The 20067-nt window shown below is 46.9% G+C and carries 17 protein-coding genes and 1 riboswitch; of the genes, 6 read left to right on the plus strand and 11 right to left on the minus strand.

Features of this window, described 5'->3' with window-relative positions; genetic code table 11:
• Nucleotides 1-3 precede the first annotated feature (3 nt).
• A complete protein-coding gene (gene yegS / locus M977_RS03835; protein ID WP_064512341.1) occupies nt 4-903 on the plus strand; it encodes a lipid kinase YegS in 900 nt (299 codons plus the stop codon).
• A 36-nt stretch (nt 904-939) separates the two neighbouring features.
• Here the strand turns inward: yegS and M977_RS03840 are convergent, their stop codons facing one another.
• From M977_RS03840 to thiM, 9 genes are all read right to left on the minus strand, one after another.
• A complete protein-coding gene (locus tag M977_RS03840) occupies nt 940-1713 on the minus strand; it encodes an ABC transporter ATP-binding protein (RefSeq protein WP_064512474.1) in 774 nt (257 codons plus the stop codon).
• Nucleotides 1714-1732: 19 nt separating this feature from the next.
• The gene (locus M977_RS03845; protein ID WP_064512476.1) at nt 1733-2599 is read right to left on the minus strand and encodes an ABC transporter ATP-binding protein; all 867 of its coding nucleotides are present in this window, start codon (nt 2597-2599) and stop codon (nt 1733-1735) included.
• Nucleotides 2571-3476 (minus strand): ABC transporter permease, encoded by a 906-nt coding sequence (locus M977_RS03850; protein WP_064512343.1) that lies wholly within the window; start codon nt 3474-3476, stop codon nt 2571-2573. Before M977_RS03850 ends, M977_RS03845 begins: the two co-directional genes overlap by 29 nt.
• A complete protein-coding gene (locus M977_RS03855; RefSeq protein ID WP_064512345.1) occupies nt 3473-4510 on the minus strand; it encodes an ABC transporter permease in 1038 nt (345 codons plus the stop codon). Before M977_RS03855 ends, M977_RS03850 begins: the two co-directional genes overlap by 4 nt.
• Nucleotides 4507-6141 (minus strand): ABC transporter substrate-binding protein, encoded by a 1635-nt coding sequence (locus M977_RS03860; protein WP_064512347.1) that lies wholly within the window; start codon nt 6139-6141, stop codon nt 4507-4509. Before M977_RS03860 ends, M977_RS03855 begins: the two co-directional genes overlap by 4 nt.
• 70 nt (nt 6142-6211) lie before the next feature.
• Nucleotides 6212-7366: a mandelate racemase family protein gene (locus M977_RS03865; RefSeq protein ID WP_064512349.1), complete on the minus strand. Its 1155-nt coding sequence runs from the start codon at nt 7364-7366 to the stop codon at nt 6212-6214.
• 236 nt (nt 7367-7602) lie between these two features.
• Entirely contained in the window at nt 7603-8655 is a 1053-nt protein-coding gene (gene fbaB, locus M977_RS03870; protein WP_064512351.1) for a class I fructose-bisphosphate aldolase, read from the minus strand.
• 178 nt (nt 8656-8833) lie between these two features.
• Complete coding sequence (gene thiD, locus M977_RS03875) at nt 8834-9643, minus strand: bifunctional hydroxymethylpyrimidine kinase/phosphomethylpyrimidine kinase (RefSeq protein ID WP_064512353.1); 810 nt, start codon at nt 9641-9643, stop codon at nt 8834-8836.
• Nucleotides 9640-10428: a hydroxyethylthiazole kinase gene (gene thiM, locus M977_RS03880; protein WP_064512355.1), complete on the minus strand. Its 789-nt coding sequence runs from the start codon at nt 10426-10428 to the stop codon at nt 9640-9642. The genes thiD and thiM overlap by 4 nt, the downstream gene beginning before the upstream one ends.
• A gap of 36 nt (nt 10429-10464) precedes the next feature.
• Nucleotides 10465-10561: riboswitch (TPP riboswitch) on the minus strand.
• Nucleotides 10562-11031: 470 nt separating this feature from the next.
• Between thiM and M977_RS03885 the strand changes: the two genes are divergently transcribed.
• The 5 genes from M977_RS03885 to fimZ all read left to right on the plus strand — a co-directional run bounded on the left by M977_RS03885 (nt 11032) and on the right by fimZ (nt 18466).
• A complete protein-coding gene (locus tag M977_RS03885; protein ID WP_064512357.1) occupies nt 11032-11982 on the plus strand; it encodes a transporter substrate-binding domain-containing protein in 951 nt (316 codons plus the stop codon).
• A 421-nt stretch (nt 11983-12403) separates the two neighbouring features.
• Nucleotides 12404-14665, plus strand: coding sequence for a bifunctional diguanylate cyclase/phosphodiesterase (locus M977_RS03890; protein ID WP_167351085.1), 2262 nt, complete (start codon nt 12404-12406; stop codon nt 14663-14665).
• 66 nt (nt 14666-14731) lie between these two features.
• On the plus strand, nt 14732-16171 hold the full coding sequence (locus M977_RS03895; RefSeq protein ID WP_083962902.1) for a GGDEF domain-containing protein: 1440 nt from the start codon (nt 14732-14734) through the stop codon (nt 16169-16171).
• 322 nt (nt 16172-16493) lie between these two features.
• A complete protein-coding gene (locus tag M977_RS03900) occupies nt 16494-17240 on the plus strand; it encodes a helix-turn-helix transcriptional regulator (protein WP_167351086.1) in 747 nt (248 codons plus the stop codon).
• Nucleotides 17241-17833: 593 nt separating this feature from the next.
• Nucleotides 17834-18466 (plus strand): fimbria biosynthesis transcriptional regulator FimZ, encoded by a 633-nt coding sequence (gene fimZ, locus M977_RS03905; RefSeq protein WP_064512480.1) that lies wholly within the window; start codon nt 17834-17836, stop codon nt 18464-18466.
• 83 nt (nt 18467-18549) lie between these two features.
• On the opposite strand, the gene sfmF is transcribed toward fimZ, so the two are convergent.
• Nucleotides 18550-19068, minus strand: a complete 519-nt coding sequence (gene sfmF, locus M977_RS03910; protein ID WP_064512363.1) for a fimbria assembly protein — start codon at nt 19066-19068, stop codon at nt 18550-18552.
• Complete coding sequence (fimH, locus tag M977_RS03915) at nt 19061-20065, minus strand: type 1 fimbria D-mannose specific adhesin FimH (protein WP_064512365.1); 1005 nt, start codon at nt 20063-20065, stop codon at nt 19061-19063. The genes sfmF and fimH overlap by 8 nt, the downstream gene beginning before the upstream one ends.
• Nucleotides 20066-20067: the final 2 nt, after the last annotated feature.

Here is a 20067-nt window from a genome sequence, read left to right on the forward strand (position 1 = left end):
GCCATGGAGCAGTTTCCCGTATCACTCGTCATTCTGAACGGCAAAGGTGCCAACAACGACATCTTGCGTAGCGCCGTAAAAGTCATGCGTGACGAGGGTTACACGTTACACATCCGCGTTACCTGGGAACAAGGTGACGCGATTCGTTACGTTGAAGAAGCATCTCGTATGGGTGTCGATACCGTCATTGCTGGCGGCGGCGATGGCACGATAAACGAAGTGGCAACCGCGCTGGCGCAACTCGCTCCGGAACATCGCCCGGTATTAGGTATTTTACCACTCGGTACTGCCAACGATTTTGCCACCAGCATAGGCATTCCGCAGGAGCTGGATAAAGCATTGCAGCTGGCAATAGTCGGCAAAGGCGTGCCTATCGACCTGGTACAAGTGAACGAATCGGCCTGGTTTATTAATATGGCAACCGGCGGTTTTGGTACACGCATCACCACTGAAACACCTGAAAAGTTGAAAGCTGCGCTCGGTGGTATCGCTTATTTTGTTCACGGATTGATTCGCCTGGACACGCTCAAACCAGACCGCTGCGAAATTCGTGGACAAGATTTTGAGTGGCAAGGCGATGCGCTGGTGATCGGTATTGGCAATGGCCGCCAGGCGGGCGGTGGGCAGGAACTTTGCCCGCAGGCGTTGATTAATGATGGTTTATTAGAGTTGCGTATTTTTACTGGCGAAGAGTTGCTGCCAGCAATTTTTAAAACGCTGACGCAACCTGACGACAATCCAAATATTATTGATGGGCGTTCATCCTGGTTCGAGATAACCGCCCCGCACGACATTACTTTTAACCTTGATGGCGAGCCGCTGACCAGCCAGAAGTTCCGCATTGATATACATCCCAATGCGATAAGCTGCCGTCTGCCACCAAACTGCCCGCTGCTGGGTTAACAACCGCAGGCGAGTTTGTTTTGCGCGGAAAGCAGGTCAGAACTGCGCCACCTGCTGAGCCATTTCACGGCTGTACTGGCGGCTGGCGTTTACCAACATTTGCGTATACGGGTTTTGCGCTGATCCACTGATAAGGTCATCGGTGCTGAGGGATTCCAATATACGCCCGTGTTGCATTACACCCACGCGATGACATAAATGTGCAATGAAGCCTAAATCGTGTGTCACCATTAAATAGGTGAGTTTCGATTCTTGCTGTAAATCCGAAAGTAAATTGAGAATTTCCGCCTGCACCGAAACATCCAATGCTGAAGTAGGCTCATCAAGCAGCAGCACTTCCGGTTCAAGTATCAGCGCACGCGCAATCGCCACACGCTGGCGCTGGCCGCCGGAAAGCTGATGCGGATATCGGCTGCGAAAAGCGCGGTTTAACCCGACTTTATCCAGCATCATATTGATACGCCGGTCGCGGTCAGTGAACCCCTGAATTTGCAACGGTTCTTCCAGAATGTCGCCGATAGTGTGGCGCGGATGGAGCGAACCGTAGGGATCCTGAAATACCATTTGCACCATGCGGCACCGCTCGCGGCTGATTTTGTGCTCGAGTTCGGTTCCGTCAATCACTAACTTGCCCTGCCAGTGGGTAAATAAACCCGCCAGGCATTTCAGCACCGTCGTTTTCCCGGAGCCCGACTCCCCCACCAGGCCAAAAATCTCACCATGTCCGACGTTAAAATTCACATCGAACAGCACCTGGTTGGTTTTCGCCCCTTCGCCAAAGGTTAAATTAAGCTGGCTGACTTCAATCATGGATGACATAAGTTGCTCCTTATTCCGTTAGCCAACTAGCCTGGCGCTGTAGAACCGGTAGATGCGCCCGGCGCATATCCATATCCGGCAAGGCACTGATAAGCCCTTGAGTATAGGGATGCTGCGCATTATCGAGATCTTTTGCGGCGATAGATTCCACAACGCGCCCTGCATACATAACCAGCACTCGATCGCAGAAACTGCGCACCAGGTTGATGTCGTGGCTGATGAAAATCAGCCCCAGCCCGCGCGACTGTACCAAATCATCGAGCAGCGCCAACACTTGCAGGCGCACTGAAACATCGAGTGCTGAAGTCGGTTCATCAGCAATGACCATTTCAGGGTCAGTGATAAGCATCATGGCAATCATGATGCGCTGCCCCTGGCCGCCGGAAACTTCATGAGGATAGAGGTTATAGACGCGCTCCGGCTGGCGAATGCGCACCACTTCCAGCATCTCCAGCACTTTCTGCTTCGCTTCTTTATGGCCGACGCGGTGGTGTGTCAGCCAGGCTTCAGCGATTTGATCCCCCACGCACATCACCGGGTTCAGTGAGTATTTCGGGTCCTGCATAATCATGGAAATTCGTTTGCCACGCACATTGCGCATTTGTGCGTCAGTAGCATTGAGCAGATCAACATCGCCAAATTGCATACGATCGGCGGTGATCTGCGCTTTTTTAGGGTGAAGTTGCAAAAGCGCGCGGCCCACTGTGGATTTCCCGGAGCCGGACTCGCCAACGATGGCTAGTTTCTCGCGCCCGAGCTGGAATGAAACACCACGCACCGCGTGGGTTTGCTGGCGACCATTAACGAATGTCACATTCAAGTCGCGTACATCAAGCAGTTGCGGCGAGTTATTCGCTGCGAGGATCGAGGATGTCACGTAAGCCATCTCCCAAGAAGTTGAATGCCAGACTGTTGATTAAAATCGCCAGCCCCGGAATCGTTACTACCCACCAGCACTCCATCATGTAAGTGCGCCCGCTGGAGATCATCGCGCCCCACTCCGGCTCTGGAGGCTGCGCGCCAAGGCCCAGGAAGCCCAGACCTGCGGCAGTCAGGATGATGCCCGCCATATTCATCGTAATGCGGATAATCACCGACGGCATGCACAGCGGCACGATGTGACGCCACAGCACACGAACCGGCGAAGCCCCTTGCAGGCGGACGGCAGAGATAAAGTCAGCTTGTCGTAATGAAAGGGTTTCCGCACGCGCAAGGCGAGCAATCGGCGGCCAGGCTGTGAGCGTAATTGCAATCACAACATGCTCAAGACCGGGGCCGAGTGCTGCAACAAATGCCAGTGCCAGTACAAGACTTGGGAACGAAATGAAGATGTCGGTTACACGCATCAATACCATATCGACTTTTCCGCCGAAGTAACCGGCGGTCACTCCGAGCAGCAAGCCAAGCGGACCTACGGTTATCGACACCAGTAATACGATGTAAAGCGTGATGCGTGAGCCGTAAACCAGGCGGCTAAAAATATCGCGACCAAACTCATCGGTGCCAAACCAGTGCGTGGCGTTGGGTGCGGTTAGCGCGTTATTCAAATCCTGCACCAGCGGGTTAAAAGGCGCTATCCATGGGGCGAAAATTGCCACCAGCAACAACAGGAAAACAATCCCTCCCCCAATCGCCGTCAGTGGATTGCGCGCCATTTTGCCAATAAACCCAACAGCCCGCAGACCGGCTCGTTTGAAGCGTAATGAACGCTCGTCGGCGGCGGTGAGTTGTGGTGTTCCAAAGGAGACAGTCATGATTTTGTCCTCGGATCAAAGAGTTGGTAGAGCATGTCGGACAGCAGGTTCAGCAACACAAAGATCACTCCCACCACCAGCACGCAACCCATCACCGCGTTCATATCGCCAAGCAGCAGACTACCGGTGAGATAAGAACCAAAACCCGGCCACGAGAACACAGTTTCAATTAACACCGCCCCTTCCAATAAAGAGCCGTAGGCCAGCGCCACCACCGTCAGCAACTGCACCAGAATATTGCGGAACGCGTGGTTCCAGATAACCTGGCGCTCGGTCAGCCCTTTGACGCGTGCGGTGATAATGAATTCCTGCGACAGTTGAGCCAGCATAAAGCTGCGCGTCATACGGCTGATATAGGCCAGCGAATGGAAGCCCAGCAGAGAAGCCGGAAGAATCAGATGGTTTAGCGCGTTAAAGAACACCGCGCTGTTTCCCGCCAGCAACGCATCCACTAACAGCAAACCTGTACGGCGCGGCACAATGCCATCCAGCCCTAAATCAATACGCCCTGCGCCGCCCACCCAACCCAGCCAGGCGTAGAACAGCAGCAGTCCCATCATCCCAACCCAGAAAATCGGCGTGGAATAACCCGCAAGACTGATGATACGCACGGCATAATCGACCACGCTGTTACGGCGAGCCGCCGCCCAGACGCCAAGCGGAATACCAAGCCCCGCACCGACGATAATCGCCACCGTCGCCAGTTCAAGCGTTGCCGGGAAGACACGCAGAATGTCGTCAACCACCGGTTTCCCAGTCAGCAGCGCATTGCCCAAATCACCATGCAGCAAACCACCAAGGTAAATCCAAAACTGAGTAGCCAGCGATTGATCAAACCCTAACTGGTGATAAACCTGCTGATAAGTGCTTTGGTCTGCATCCGGGCCGACAATCGCCAGCACCGGGTCGATTGGCATGACGCGGCCAATAAAGAAGGTAAGCAGCAGTAACCCAAACAAGGTGACCAGCACCTGGCTTAAGCGCTTTGAAAAACGCCGGACACGGCCGCCCGGAGCCAGCAAGATCATGCTCATCCTTTGTTCTCCCCATTTTCAGCAGCAGGCGTTTTATAAACATCACGCAGGAAAGTGGTGGCTGATGGGTGCGGCTGGTAGTTCTGCACTTCGTTGCGTACCACCACCGAATCCACCATTTGTGAAAGCGGCAATAATGCAGGGATCAACTCGTCATAACGGGTCTGAATCGCCTGATACTCTTCACGCTGCTTAGTTGGGTCACGCTCCACGAGAGCTTTATCGATTTGCTGGTTCAGCGTTTTGTCATAGAAGCTGGTACGCCAACCCTGGAAGTTAGTCAGACGAGCCGCGTCACTGTTATCCGGGTTGTAGACCAGAGAGCGCAGGCTGGAATGTGGATGCGGTTCTACGCCACTGCCGCCGCGCCCAACCAACATGTCGAACTTACGCTCGCGCATTGCGCCGTAAATCTGGTTGCCCGTGCCGGTCACGATTTTCGCGTTGATTCCCGCCTGCATCAGCGTGGATTGCACCGCAATCGCGATATTCAGGAAGGGTTGGTCCGCCAACACGCGCAGCGTGGTATCAAACCCGTCAGGATAACCGGCTTCAGCCAACAGTTTTTTGGCCCGTGGAATATCCAGCGCATAGCCTGGGTTCGGAAGCGTTGCAGGCATACCTGATTGAATTGGACGCTGATGCAGCACGCCGTATCCCGGCATCAATGCTTTATTGATACCCTGATAATCAATCAGATAACGCACAGCTTCACGCACTTTCGGGTTGGCGAAATGCGCTTCCTTCATGCTCATGGCAACGTAATAAATGGTGCCTTTTTTTACGGCATCGACGGTCAAATCGGGATCTTTTCGCAAGGCGTTTACGTCAGATACCGCCATGTTGCTGGCAATATCCAGATCTCCTTTGGAGATCATCAGCCGTAAAGTTTGCGACTCCTGGAAGTGGCGGAATACCACGCGGGAGAGTTTAGGCGCGCCGCGCCAGTAATCCGGGTTACGCTTCATACGCAATACATCTTTTGCTTGCCACACATCAAGGCTAAATGGCCCAGAACCCGCTTCGTTGGTCGTCAGCCAACGATTGCCCCAGTCATCGTTTTGTACATGCTGTTCTACCGTTTTACTGTCCAGCACCACGATACTTCCGAGTGCGGCCAGCGAATAGATAACCAGCTGTGGGTCGTTGGCTTTAGGCAGCGTGATTTCAACCGTTGAAGCGTCCAGTGCTTTGACATGATCATCAACGTTCTTTTTGCTAAAACCGTAGGATTTCCATACTGATGCCTGCGCCAAATTGAGGTGTAAAACGCGGCGCATTGACCACACCACGTCGTCTGCGGTGAGTTCGTTACCAGAGTGGAATTTCACACCATCACGCAGGTGGAACGTCAGGCGGTTGCCATCTTCCGAGATATCCCAGGAGGTTGCCAGTGCCGGGCGCACGTTGGTGAGTTTCGCCGGGTCTAACTCCACCAGCGAGTCATAGAGGTTTACCACCAGTCCCACCACTTCGTTACCGGTCATGGCGGCCGGGTCGAGGGTGAGCAGGTTATTCATATTCATGCCGATGATCAGCTGGTCAGGTGGCGTTTTCGCCATCACCGAGCTACTACCGAACATGAACAGGAGCGTGAGCAGCCACGCCCCCAGTCGGGAGCTTCGATTCATGATAGATACCGTTTTGTAGGGTCAGTATTCCCCGGCGTCTTTCGCGCCGGGCTTATTATTTTTACGGCTGTTAGTCTTTGCTTACGGTATGCGTTTCGATATACGAGAAATTAATGTCTTCACCCAGGCCCGGACGCTGTGGCAAATGCACAAAACCATCGGCATCCATCGGGTCAACGATGCTGTTCAGGTACGCTGCTGGCTCATCGTATTCAAGGAACGGGTGCAGTAAACCACGCTCGTACCAGCGGCAATTACGAATTGCGCCTACTACTGCGAGGCTTGCCGCACCATTGCCATGAACTTCGCAGTCCATGCCGAAGGACTCAGCAAGAGCAGCAACTTTCATGGTTGGTGAAATACCACCAACGCCGTTCGCCCCCGCACGCAGAATGTCGCACGCGCCGGCTTTTACCCAGTCTGCACGGCTATGGTGTTTGCCGCCGAGGCTTTCTGGCCCGACAACGTCGATAGATAAGTTCTCAGAAAGCCAGACGTAAGACGCCATGCTCTCTTCTTCCATCGGCTCTTCGAACCAGGCAAAGTTGAGTTTTTCCAGCGCCTTGCCAATGTAGAGCGCCTGACTACGGCTGTACCAGTGGTAGCCATCAAGCATTAAATCGATATCCGGGCCAACGGCTTCACGCACGGCGGCACAGGCTTTAACATCCATTTTGGGGTCTGGAGCGAAGGCAACCGGTGGCATCCAGGTGTGAAGTTTGATGGCTTTATAGCCGCGAGCGACCAGCTTTTCAGCGAACTGGCCGAATTCGTCTGGCGTAGATAAACCGCCTTCCAGTTCGTCGCCGCACATGGTGCTGCCGTAAGCCGGTACTTTGTCGCGGAATCCACCAAGCAATTTGTAGACCGGCACTTTCAGTTTGCGGCCAATTAAATCCCACAGTGCTTGCTCAACAAATGAGAGCGCACGTTCGGTAAGTTGGTGTGCGCTGCCACGCTGCCAGTGCACCAGGTCTTGCCAGATGCGCTCGCGGTTAAACGGGTCTTGCCCGACTAGCACTTTACGGAAGAAGGCATTGACGACATAAGGGCGCACCACTTCCGGTGGCGCGAAAGAGTAACCACAGTCACCTTCATCGGTGGTGATCGTCAGCATCGCCATTTTCGCAAGGCTTTCCGGACCCGGGTGAGAATGGCCTGCACTGTCAGAAACTCGGCGGGTTGGGTAAGTAAAAACGGTTACGTTTACGGATTCTATTTTCACGGCTGTTATTGTCCCTTTGTTAATTTAAAACAGCGTTTCATCACTTACTCTATGCGTAAAAATTCACCTCCGCCTCGTTCAAAGGTGCTTAAATGCGCGTGATTTTTTGGACATATGTCCAGGGGGGCGTGATGCTTTTCACAAAATGTTACGGAACTGTGATGAAGGTAACTGATGGATGTGGGGAAGTTTTCGGCGGGCGTCGCTGCGCTAACCCGCCAGCAATACGCAGAAAATCAGGCGATAGTCACTTTGCTGTTCAGATACACATCCTGCACAGCATTAATCAACTTAACACCCTCAGACATAGATTTCTTAAAGGCTTTGCGCCCCAGAATCAGCCCCATGCCACCCGCACGCTTGTTAATGACAGCGGTACGCACTGCATCTGTCAGGTCGGTTTCACCTCCAGCGGCACCACCCGAGTTAATCAACCCTGCGCGACCCATATAGCAGTTGGCCAGTTGGTAACGCACCAGGTCTATCGGGTTATCGCTGGTCAGTTTGGTGTACACACGGTCATCGGTATAACCAAAGTTCACCGCCTTGTAGCCACCATTATTTTCCGCCATCTTCTGCTTCACAATATCCGCGCCAATAGTGGCGGCCAGATGGTTTGCCTGGCCAGTGAGATCGGCACTTACGTGGTAATCCACACCGTCTTTTTTAAAGTCCGGGTTACGCAGATATGCCCAAAGAACAGTGACCAGCCCCAGCTCATGTGCGCGTTCAAACGCCGCTGAAATCTCTTCAATTTGGCGACGTGACTCTGGCGAACCAAAGTAAATGGTCGCCCCCACTGCCACCGCGCCCATATTGAACGCCTGCTCAACACTTGCATATAACGTCTGGTCGAAAGTATTTGGGTAACTGAGCGTTTCGTTGTGGTTAAGTTTGACGAGGAAAGGAATGCGATGCGCGTAACGTCGCGATACCGATGCCAGCACGCCATAGGTTGAAGCGACACAGTTGCAACCCGCTTCAATCGCCAGTTCAACTATGTTTTTCGGGTCAAAGTAGAGAGGGTTTGCCGCAAACGATGCCCCAGCGGAGTGTTCAACACCCTGATCGACCGGTAAAATGGAAAGGTAGCCAGTGCCAGCAAGCCGCCCGGTGTTATACAGCGTTTGCATGTTTCGTAGCACTGCAGGCGGGCGGTTGTTATCCACCATCACGCGGTCTACATAATCCGAACCAGGCAGATACAACTGGTCTGCCGGAATAGTCATACAACGATGCTGTAACAAGCTGTCGGCATCTTTGCCAAGCAGCTGCGCAATATCAGTCATAATACGCTCCCGTAAATTCAGCGAGCACCCTGCCCGCTGAGGATGGATTCTCCTGGCCTGCATTCATTAAAACAGGCAGACATAATCCTGGCCGTGACTCACGGTATTCGCCACCTACGGGAGCACTTTCGGTTTGTTTTACGGTGTAACGTTTTATGCCCGGAGGAGATTTACGCCATTACCACCACTCGTGAAAATGATGAACTGGTCCAATTCCGTTGCCCACTTCCAGCGAATCCGCATGTTCTAATGCCTGAGACAGCCATTTTTTCGCTGCAGTGATAGTTTGAGGCCAGTCGTTATAGCGTGGATAAAGTGCCGCAAGTGCGGCGGACAGTGTGCAGCCCGTACCATGCGTATGACGCGTTTGCACACGTGGTGCAGTAAAACGCTGCGCTCCACTTCGAGTAAACAACCAATCTGGGCTTTCAGCGTCATCAAGATGACCGCCTTTCATCAGCACGGCCTTACATCCCATCCCCAGCAACGCATCCCCCTGCTCTTTCATTTCACGTTCGTTGCGAGCGTGTACCGTATTCAGCAGAGCTGCTGCCTCGGGTAAGTTCGGGGTAATCAATGCCACCTGCGGTAATAACCTGCGACGTAAACTTTCTACAGCAGAAGGAGCAAGCAACGGGTCGCCACTTTTCGCCAGCATGACCGTATCAAGCACCACGTTTTTGACTTGGTAAAATGCCAACCTCTCGGCCACGGCTTCAACAATATCTGTTTCTGACAGCATGCCGATTTTGACAGTGTCGATTCGAACATCACTCAGCACAGAGTCAAGTTGGGCTGCGACAAACACAGGTTCGATACGATAAACCGACTGCACTCCACGTGTGTTTTGTGCAACCAGCGCGGTAATAACGCTGGTGCCATACGCGCCCAATGCCGAGAACGTTTTAAGGTCAGCCTGGATACCCGCGCCACCACTTGGGTCGGTTCCTGCAATAGTTAGCGCGTTAATGCGTTTAACTCCTTTCATACCAGAGCCTCCGCATTTAGTGCGTAAAGCGCATCCAGAAAGGCTGGAGTGAAACTACCAGGCCCGCGGCTTGCAGCAATTGCCTGTTCGCCAGCACATTTCATAAACTGGCAGGCGGAAGCGACATTGTCTAACCGGGAGCCAGGCAATGAACAACAGGCAGCAACAACTGCGGAAAGTGCACATCCTGTGCCGACAACACGCGTCATCAACACGCCACCACCGGCAATACTCCATGCATTTTCCCCATCGGTGACGTAATCCTCCTCACCTGTTACCGCAACAATCGCACCAGTAATCTGGGCAAGCTTAAGTGCCGCGGGTAGAGCTGAAAGCGCCTCTTCAGTACTGTCCACACCTCGCCCACCACTGTGCTCGCCCGCAAGCGCCATGATTTCCGACGCATTACCACGAATTGCGGCCGGTTTTAATTCAAGGATCGCGCGTGCAAATTGTGTACGAAACTCCAGGCCACCGACGGCCACGGGGTCGAGCACCCAGGGGATAGAAGATTGGTTCGCAGCATGAATGGCAGCAAGCATTGCGGTACTGCGCTCAGAGGTGAGTGTGCCGATATTGATGAGTAGAGCGCAGGCTATAGGGCTAAATTGTGCGGCTTCTTCTGGCTCAATGACCATTGCCGGAGCCGCGCCAATAGCGAGCAAAACGTTGGCGGTAAAACTCTGCACCACATCGTTAGTCATGCAGTGAACCAAAGGAGAAGCGTGATGTAAATTGTGTAAAACCGACACGGAAAGGTGGCCGGGTAGCAGGTCAGGCTGCATATTAAAAGCTCCTGCCCGGCGTGAAGAAGGGATGACCTGACAGGCATCTGACTTCCCTACGCTGGCATTATCCAGATCAGGTGGTACGGGTATTTCTCAGCCTTCACAAAGAAGGGCACCCCGAGTCATTTAATTCAAAATCAACTACTTGCGATTAACGCCCCGTTAATCCCTGCTCAGGATAATGCCAGCAGGAAGTCAGACAAACAAGTTCTTAATCTAAGTGCGCACAGTGAAATAGTGACCAACTCTCTCAAGCATCATCTTTATCAGGATTTGACTATTAATGAAAACACCGCCCCACACCTATTAACATAAATCTAAAAAATTAATTGAGCATAGTTAACGAGTTCATCATTTATTATTTTTACCAACCAGTAAAATTATTTCCATGGATTATTTAATCTCACAAAACACTGTTAACACATTGAAATAACTTGACCATTAAATGATCGCGATGTATTTAAAACATACTAAATCACTCCTCGGAACTATCTGATTCGTTATAATGAAATTGGCAACAGCATGCTTTATGTGTATAACTAGAAACATATAATTACCTATGATCTTTTCTTATAAAAAAACATAAAATTAACATCCTATATGAATATCGATAACAAAGTTTTACTTGATAAAAATAGCAGTACTAAAATATTCAATTGGTTAAATATGTGTGTTTTTCTTGTTTCTGGGCTGTTTGTCTCTGTTGCTCAAGCTCAGCTTTCAAAGACAATAGAGAGCATCACAAAAACTCATCAAATAAACATCGCCTATCGTGATGCCCCACCTTTTTCTTATGTAGCATCGGATGGCAAAGTTGTTGGTTATGTTATCGATTTATGTAATGTTATCGTTAGTGATATCAGCAAACATCTGAACATACCGGATTTAAAAGTTAATTATATTGAGAACAAATATCTGCCAGAAAGAGATGAATTATTGCGTGAGAAAAAGGTAGATATGATCTGTTCAGTTAATGCTAACGTTATTGAATGGAAAACGATTGCAGACTATTCAAGCCCCTATACTTATTCATATACACGATTCGCAACTTTAAAGAACAAAAAGATATCATCCATTGATCAATTAGCGGGTCATACTGTTAGTGTAACTTCGGGATCAGTTGATGCTCTTGCGCTTAACCAGACCAATCGTGAGTTGAATCTCAATTTATTCGTTATTACGACTCCAACCATGGAGAAAGCTTTTGAACTGATGCGCAGTGGCAAAACATCGGCTGCTTTTATCAACGATATTTCATTAAAAGAAATCATTGAGGCTCAGAGCGATAAAAATTTATTTTCAATTAGCGATAAAGGTGTTGGGAAACCACAGTTCTTTGTCATACTACTGCCGCACGATGACAAAGAATTTAAGTCACTGGTAAATCAGAGTCTTTGTAAAATTAGAAAATCACCAGATTTTGGTAAGATCCATGATGTCTGGTTTAATAAACCGATTCCTTATTTAAAGCTAAACTTACAAACTCCTTACTCAAAAGAAATGGATAAAGTATTAACGCAATTTGACGATTGTTTAAGAACAGGGCGATAAATAATTAGTTGCTCAAGACATCATGTGACTTGAGGAATGTATTAGAATCATAACCTTGCTAAAGAAATGTCTATTTCTGGATATATTTTCAATTCACTTACTTATGCTTCACACTATTACTCAATGGAAATATATCAACTAATTTTTAAACCTTAATAAAACATATTAGCATCATAAAACAACATTCGCAGCATGTTAATAACATTTGTTTTTGGTTAATCATATATTCCGTTTGACTAGTTACTAAAATCTATATGAAAATTAATAGCAACTTATTGGTTTAGTGTTTGTTGAATGAATCACGGATAAGATTAAAACCTCATGGCTATCATTAGACTGTTTATAATCGAAAAGTAAATCATTGAGAGTAAGTACCATGGGGATTAGAAGTTTTCTTGTAAAAATGTACACACCTGTGGTCATGGAAACTGAGTTAACTAAAAGAAACTCAAAGATCAGCAAAAGTACAGTATTCAATCAATGGAAAAATTTTCCATTGATGCATTTGGCACGCCCTGAAAACTTAAAAAAATACTTCGTGCTCTGCCTTTCATTTGCTCTTCTGTATTCATTTGCGGATAAACTGAGTAATAGCATTGAGATTTCTGGTACAACTATCAGGCTCTACGATCTCACGTTGCCAGTAATTTCCGCGCTGCTCATTTTGTATAACAAAAAAGCAATCCCTGTTCTCATTTTGTTTGCCCTGTATAGTGTTCATACACAGCCTTTACCCCACCTCCTTGGCACAATATCTCAACTCATAGCGGCTTTAATCAGTACTAAAGTCTATTTTTATGCTGCTGGTAAGCGTGGGGCCGTCAGTTTCGGACGCAGTAGCCTTAGTGCCCAGCGCATACTTTGGTTGATATGTTTTAACACCCTTATTTTTACAGTCATTCAACAATGGTTATTACTAAAATTTCATTTCATATCAGAAGTCAACATTCTTAGTATCCCCACACTGATTAATGTGCAATGGATGTTGACATCCTGTATTACAGGCACCCCATTTTGTTATCTCATTCTTAGGGCTTGCTACCAGCCGCTATGGTTTTTCAATTACTTAAAACAATTAAAAAAATTAATCACTTCTGGGCCGCGGGCAATTTATCAATTACTCTGGGCATTGTTGGTAGTCGGAATCATGTATTGTCTGATTTATTTACAAGGCGATACTTTAATATATACAGATTACACTATTGTATGGCTTTTACCGGTAATGCTCTGGGGGGCAATTTGTCTCGGCCATGCACTAATGTCCCCTCTTTGGGTCGTCATGCTCATTTTATTGAGTGACTACATTGATAATTACATATCAATAAACAATGAGTTTACTTTTAGTCATTATGTTAGCCATTTGGCTTTAACCTGCTCTATGATTTTTACATTTTCACTAACAATTGTTATTGTTGGTGTATTGGTTACACGCATTTTAAAATATATAAGAAGCCTCAAGAGAATTTCTTTATCAGAGCCCCACACTGGTTTACCTAATCTTCTTGCTTTAAAAAATGATATAGTTCGTTACCCACATGCTGGGTTATGTATTATTCAATGTCCAGAATTAAACACGCTAACACAAACTCATGGAATAATGTTTCGCTTCGAATTCGTTAAGGCTGTTTCTTCTTATTTAAGCCCATTGCTTCTGGATAATGAAAAAATGTATTACAGCCCTGGATATGGGCTTCTTCTGCGCCTTAACAAAGTTGATGACAATATTATTCATCCTTACTATAAAGCGATGTCATCTTTCCGTTTTTCATGGGAAGAAATGGAGCTGGGCCTCAATTTTGGCATCGCGTACATGGCATACGGAAAATGCATCAATAACCTTTCTTATGTCGTGGGCCAGCTTAATGCCCGTACTTATGAATCGCTAAAGCAAGGTAAAGCTGAAGCACTTAATGTCATATCCCCCGGTGATCAAACCATCAGTTCGGGAGCTATACGCCATCTTCTGCAAAAGTCGATAGACCGTAAATCATTTATGCTCGTTGCTCAGCCAATAGTTTCAACTAAAAACAGCAGCCAGTATTATGAAATTCTTATTCGAATGAAGACAATCAATAACAAGATATTCTTCCCGGATACTTTTCTACCAGTGGCTGAAGAAGCAGGATTGCTTGCGGAAGTAGATCTGACCGTTATTGAACAAACATTTCAATTTATGCAATCCATAAATAAAACTGAATCTGAGACTCGTTTCTCCATCAATTTGACACCTCAGTCGCTATGTAGAAAAGATTTTCTGGATAGACTGAATGTTCTTTTAAAGAACTATTTAATACGTCCTGATCGCATAATATTTGAAATCATAGAGTCAGATATTATCGATAGTATTAATGCATCCCGTGTTCTGCAGGAGCTACGCAAACTGGGATGCCAAATTGCGATTGATGATTTTGGTACAGGAGCATCCAGTTACTCTCGTCTAAAAACATTAGATGTCGACATACTGAAAATAGATGGCTCCTTTATTCGCAATGTTGTTGAAGATAAGTTTGACCGACTAATCGTCATGTCATTCTGTGAAGCGGCTAAATATAAAAGTCTGGAAGTTGTCGCGGAATTTGTTGAAAATGAAGAAATAAAACAAATGCTAATAACGATGGGAATAGAGTGGTTGCAGGGATATCATACCGGGAAACCTGTCCCAATTGAGTCTCTATGGTCGTAATTAATAGACACTTGAATTCATATATTTCTCTAATGTGTTGATAGTTAGATTGGGAAGTAACCTGAAATGATACTTACGCTGAAGAAATTTTTCTATAAATGTTATCCAATAATAACATTATTTATAGTCACTACGCTGACAACCTTCATAGGTATTATTGAAAGAGTTAATGGCCCATTTTCTTTAGTTTGGTTGACCAATGCTATAACCATTGGTGTGTTATTACGCTTCTACAAACATGTTAACTGGCAACATTATTTAATTTGTTGCGCCGGCATGGTGTTGCCAGATTTATTAATCGGCACAAGCCTTAACCAGGTTTTATTGATGACCATTGCAAATGTTATCACAATTTCAATAGGTTATATTACCCTGCAACGCTTTGCTACGCGTACTGAAGAAGGCGAATGGCTGGGTAGCTTGCATAGCGTTCCGCAATGGTTATTGCTCTGCCAACCCTCTCTTATCATAGGTTCGTTAGTAGGATTAGGGGCATTATTTGCTCTGTATGATAATGCTTTTTTACAGACAGCATTTTATTGGTATTTAAACGAGTCGCTTGATTTCATAGTGTTTTTACCAGTCATTTTGGCAGCCCCAAGAATACTTAAATCTTTCGCAAATGATTTTTTTAATGCATTCTTACATATTATCCCGTCTATTTTATTATTGTTTGCTTTTGTTTTTATAAAAGACAAAATATATTTCCTGATGGCGTCAATACTAATTATTCCAACCATAATATGGTTGGCACTTTCAGGTAATCTATTTTTAACAACCTTTGGTATCAGTATGAATGGTGCATTCTTCTTTATGTGGATCATTCACTCTACACATGGTTATCTACATTTTTCCGAGAATATCTACATCTCTGCAGTCAGGACGATTGTCGCAGTATTGGCGCTTTGTGCGCTTACAATTGCGGTTGCCATTTCTGAACGAGATAAACTTTTTTCTAAGCTATCCCAACTTGCTAATCACGATGATTTGACCGGTATTCTCAATCGCCGGGCATTTACTAAAGCAGCTGAGGCTATTACGTCGTCATTGAACAAGGGCGATATCTGTTCAATGGTTTTAATTGATATTGATTTTTTCAAGAAAATAAATGACGTATGGGGGCATCAAAAGGGAGATAAGGTTCTCGTTGCCTTTTGCCAGCGATTAAAACAGTGTATCCCCGACAGTCAATTATTTGGACGCGTAGGCGGCGAAGAGTTTGCCCTGTTGCTCACTAATACTCCTGAGATAAATCACCAGGAATTAACTAATACCATTGTTAATGAACTGTCCAGAAACCCTCTTTCTATTGATAATGAGCCGTTCCCACTAACAATTAGCGCTGGTATGGCCGCCTGGTCTGAAGGTCAAAAATATGAGACGTTGTTTAAATATGCTGACCTGGCTTTGTATCAAGCAAAAAATAATGGGCGCAATCAATGGCAGGAGTACCTACCTTGCGAAAAAATGCTCCCTAACCAAAATTTCATACCGTCATTATTATAGACATTTATATCCAGGCGGTAACCGTCTGGATATAAATACCCACCTCCCTTCCCTTGGTTATTGTTTTAAGAAACCCCTTATATTTACTTAAGTCAATTCTAATATCTAACATCATTATTTCATGTCAGGATTTATCGCAACGATATAATCGTAAGCTATATAAAATTAACTTACGATTATCAGCGGTATTGACAAAGAGTATATTTCAGCACTGACAGGTGCTGTTGATGAAAAAAGATGGAAATGATGATTGATGCACCACTGACTCACGCCCGAATCACTATCCACAAACCTTTTCTTTGTGCTGCGGGTTACTGAAGATTTGTACATAGCCGCGCGCAAACGTAGATTTCGACGCATCAAAAATGGCGATCTGACACATTTTCATAGCCGGTTGACCCCAATTGTCTTTGACCGCATTGAGTCTCTACAACAGCAAATGTATGCAAAGCAGTTGCCGGAACCACTCGATATCATACTTGTGACCAGTGACTACTACTTGTCGCTGGCACTGACTGAGCACTTTTTTAAGTTCCAGCGAACTCACGTCTGTGTAAACCTGGAGGAGGCTGAAGTGATGCTTCAACAAACCCCACAACCGCGAGTGTTCATCGATCTGGATGGCGTAAGCGAGCCAGCAATTGATGTGCTAAATATGATCAGACAATGGCATCAAACCTGGCCACGCCTAAATATGATGCAACTGACAGCCTGCCGTTGTATGGAAGTCGCCCGACTGATCGATGCGGCATCAATCTTCCCTGTGGTGGAACGGCGACTGAGAATTACCGATCTGCTTATTCTGCTGACTCAAAAGCGAGCCCGGCAAGATTGGTCCATTGCTCAGGATGGGTCACACTTAGTCCCACTTTCAAAGCGTGAATGGAATATTCTGCTGGCCGTGGCAAAAGGAGAGTCGCTGAAAACCATTGCCGCCTCATTTCACAAACCCTACCACTCTGTGGTTTACACTCTTGGGCGGGTTGCCGCTCGTATTGGAGCAGGGAACAACAAATCATTAATACATTTGCTGAATAAATTGTCCTGCGCGTCATCCTCAAAAGTGTAGCCGCGCTAACTAACCGCCTTCCGAGTGAAAGCTAGGAAACGACTTATTTTCAATGTTCCAATTTTGTTAAATTGGAACCGTTTATTAACAATTACAACTATTCCTGGAAAATCAGTTCCCCGCAAACTATGCCGCTTCCCGACGATTAACCACGTAATCACTCTGTGCTACGGATAACAAATAGGAAACATTCGAGACTTCGCACTATTCTTCATGTTCAAAACAATCTTTTTTCCCAAATATTTCACTTAACACAGATGCATTCCCCAAATAACAATTAATTAACCAATTTAATTAGAATTTAATCACAGCATTATTCCCCGAGCATAACAGTGGCCTTTTTCTTAAATAATATGGCTGTATAATCAATCTATTCATTTATCTAATATGAATAGATTGTTTTTCTTACTGAAATAACTCTCTTTGTTTCACTCGTAGCAATTAGAAAATAGTACTTATGAAGGAAGTGTTTAAGTTCAAGGGAGCATCTTGCATACATTATAAAACACGAAATAGTGAAACACCTTTTCACTTTCGCCGCCAGTGACTTTGCGTCAATGCGATATGTTCCTCAAAAAATTAGAGGCAAGAATATGAAACCTGCATCCGTAATTATTATGGACGAACACCCTATTGTCAGAATGTCGATAGAGGTACTGCTACAGAAAAATAAAAATATTGATGTGGTGATGAAAACCGACGATAGCCGGGAGGTAGTTAACTATATACGGTCTAACCCTGTCGATTTGGTGATTCTCGACATTGAACTGCCGTCTATTGACGGCTTCACTTTATTAAAAAGAATCAAGAGCATACAGGCTGACACTCGGATATTATTCTTATCTTCCAAGTCTGAAAGGTTTTATGCGGGCCGTGCTATTCAGGCCGGTGCAAATGGGTTTGTCAGTAAAAGGAAGGAGCAGGAGGATATCTATCATGCGGTTGAAATGTTGCTTGCAGGGTATTCATTTTTCCCCTCCGAAACGCTGGAGTTAATCAGTAATCCGGGTTCACGCAGCGGAGTTACTGACGATACGCCATTATCTAATAGAGAGATAACCGTATTACGTTACCTGGCCAATGGTCTATCCAATAAAGAAATTGCCGAACAACTTCTGCTGAGTAACAAAACCATCAGCGCACATAAATCTAATATATTTTCCAAGCTGCATGTATCATCGATTGTCGAACTTATCGATTACGCCCGAGTAAAAGAGCTATTATAACTGCACGCCCAATCACTGTTTTAAATCAAAAAACCGGGTTGACGTCCGGTTTTTATTTAATTTAATGATGCCTAAGAGGTTTTCTAATAATAACTAATCATAAACGTAGCATCTGCGTCGGCTTGCCCGGCTTGTGGGTTATCGGCAAGCGCGATGTAATTCGCAAAAAAGGTTAATTCCGCATTTCCGTTAGCATCAACTGGCACATCCTGGCTTGCCTCCTCAAGAGGCAGGCGGGTTTTATCTTTATCGCGCAACTCGACGGCCACATTTGTCGCCCCACTCGTGTTATTAAGCCCCAGCAAGCCGGCGTTGCCCGTGGCTTGCTTTCCAGAAAAGGTGATGGACGCAGCACCCGGTGGGCAGCCGTTAAGCTTCAACGTGAACGGCATGCTTTGCGTAGTGCTGCCTGCGGTGCGCAGTTGTTTGGTCGGCCAACGCCCAAGCTGCACTGTTTTATTGTCATCCCCAATTTCGACGTAACAGCTGAAATCCACCACGTTGCCACGCAGTTCTATATTGATGGCACCGAGCGAAGTGTCGGCCTGAGCATGACTCACAAGGCTTGCTGCCAACCACAGCAGCATTGCAATTTTAGTCATAATCCACCCGCAAATAGCCCCGCGCACTAAACGGCCCTTCCGCCGGTTTGTTCCCTGTCACGCTTACCGGCCAGGCCCGAATCCCCACTTGCGCCGCAGCTGCATCGTCAAGACGGAAATTGATTTTGCTACCCAAATTGTTAGGAATAAATGGCGTTCCGCTGCTATCGGCGACGATAAACCCGAGATCGTTATTATTTGAAACCATCATATTACCGGACGCCTTCTCTGCCTCCACCCGCAGAGAAAGATAGGCCTGCGCCGCCACATTGGTGCATTTAATAGCGATGGTTTTAGTTTGCGGCGTCACACCTTGCGGTCGATTCCCGGCTCCGGCCTGGCTAAATAGCGCGGCACCAATGTCGCCAAAATCAAATTCAACGATTTGCCCGGCGTTGATTTCACAGCTTTGCGGCACTTCAATTTTGCCGCTGTAGCTAATGGTATAAACCGGAGTGGTGAGTGGGTCGGTGTTCCGCGTCGTGACATATACCGTAAACATGGTCTGCCGTGGAATCGGCACCATATTGATAAAGCGCCGTGTCACTTTGAGTTTAAAAACCAGCTTCGAATCCTGAACCGGAAACGGCTGCTGTTTGGACACATTGTTGTGGGTTCCCATCTGAATATAGTTGCGTGGCGGATAAAATTGACCGGCGTAGCTGTCTGTGATGCTCATCGCCCCTTCGAGATAATCATTGAGCTTGATGTACTGGTAACCGCCAATCACTTCTTGCACCGGCAAGGTACTCACGTAACTGCGCATCGTGGTGTTGCCGGTGGTTCCTTGCGGGCAAGTGGCATTGACACCGATCCAACCCGACTTTTCTGCAAGGGTGATGATTTGCCCGACGTTATTGTTTGCGCTGGTGAATACGTCAGACAGATCGTAAAAAATATCCGCTGGCACACCATTGGTGTTTTGGCAGACTGTGGCAAACGCCGGGAGCGCACATATCCACAGCGCCCCCCCTGCTAAAGATGTCATCAATTTCATAA

The organism is Buttiauxella gaviniae ATCC 51604 (genome assembly GCF_001654835.1).
Lineage (GTDB): Bacteria > Pseudomonadota > Gammaproteobacteria > Enterobacterales > Enterobacteriaceae > Buttiauxella > Buttiauxella gaviniae.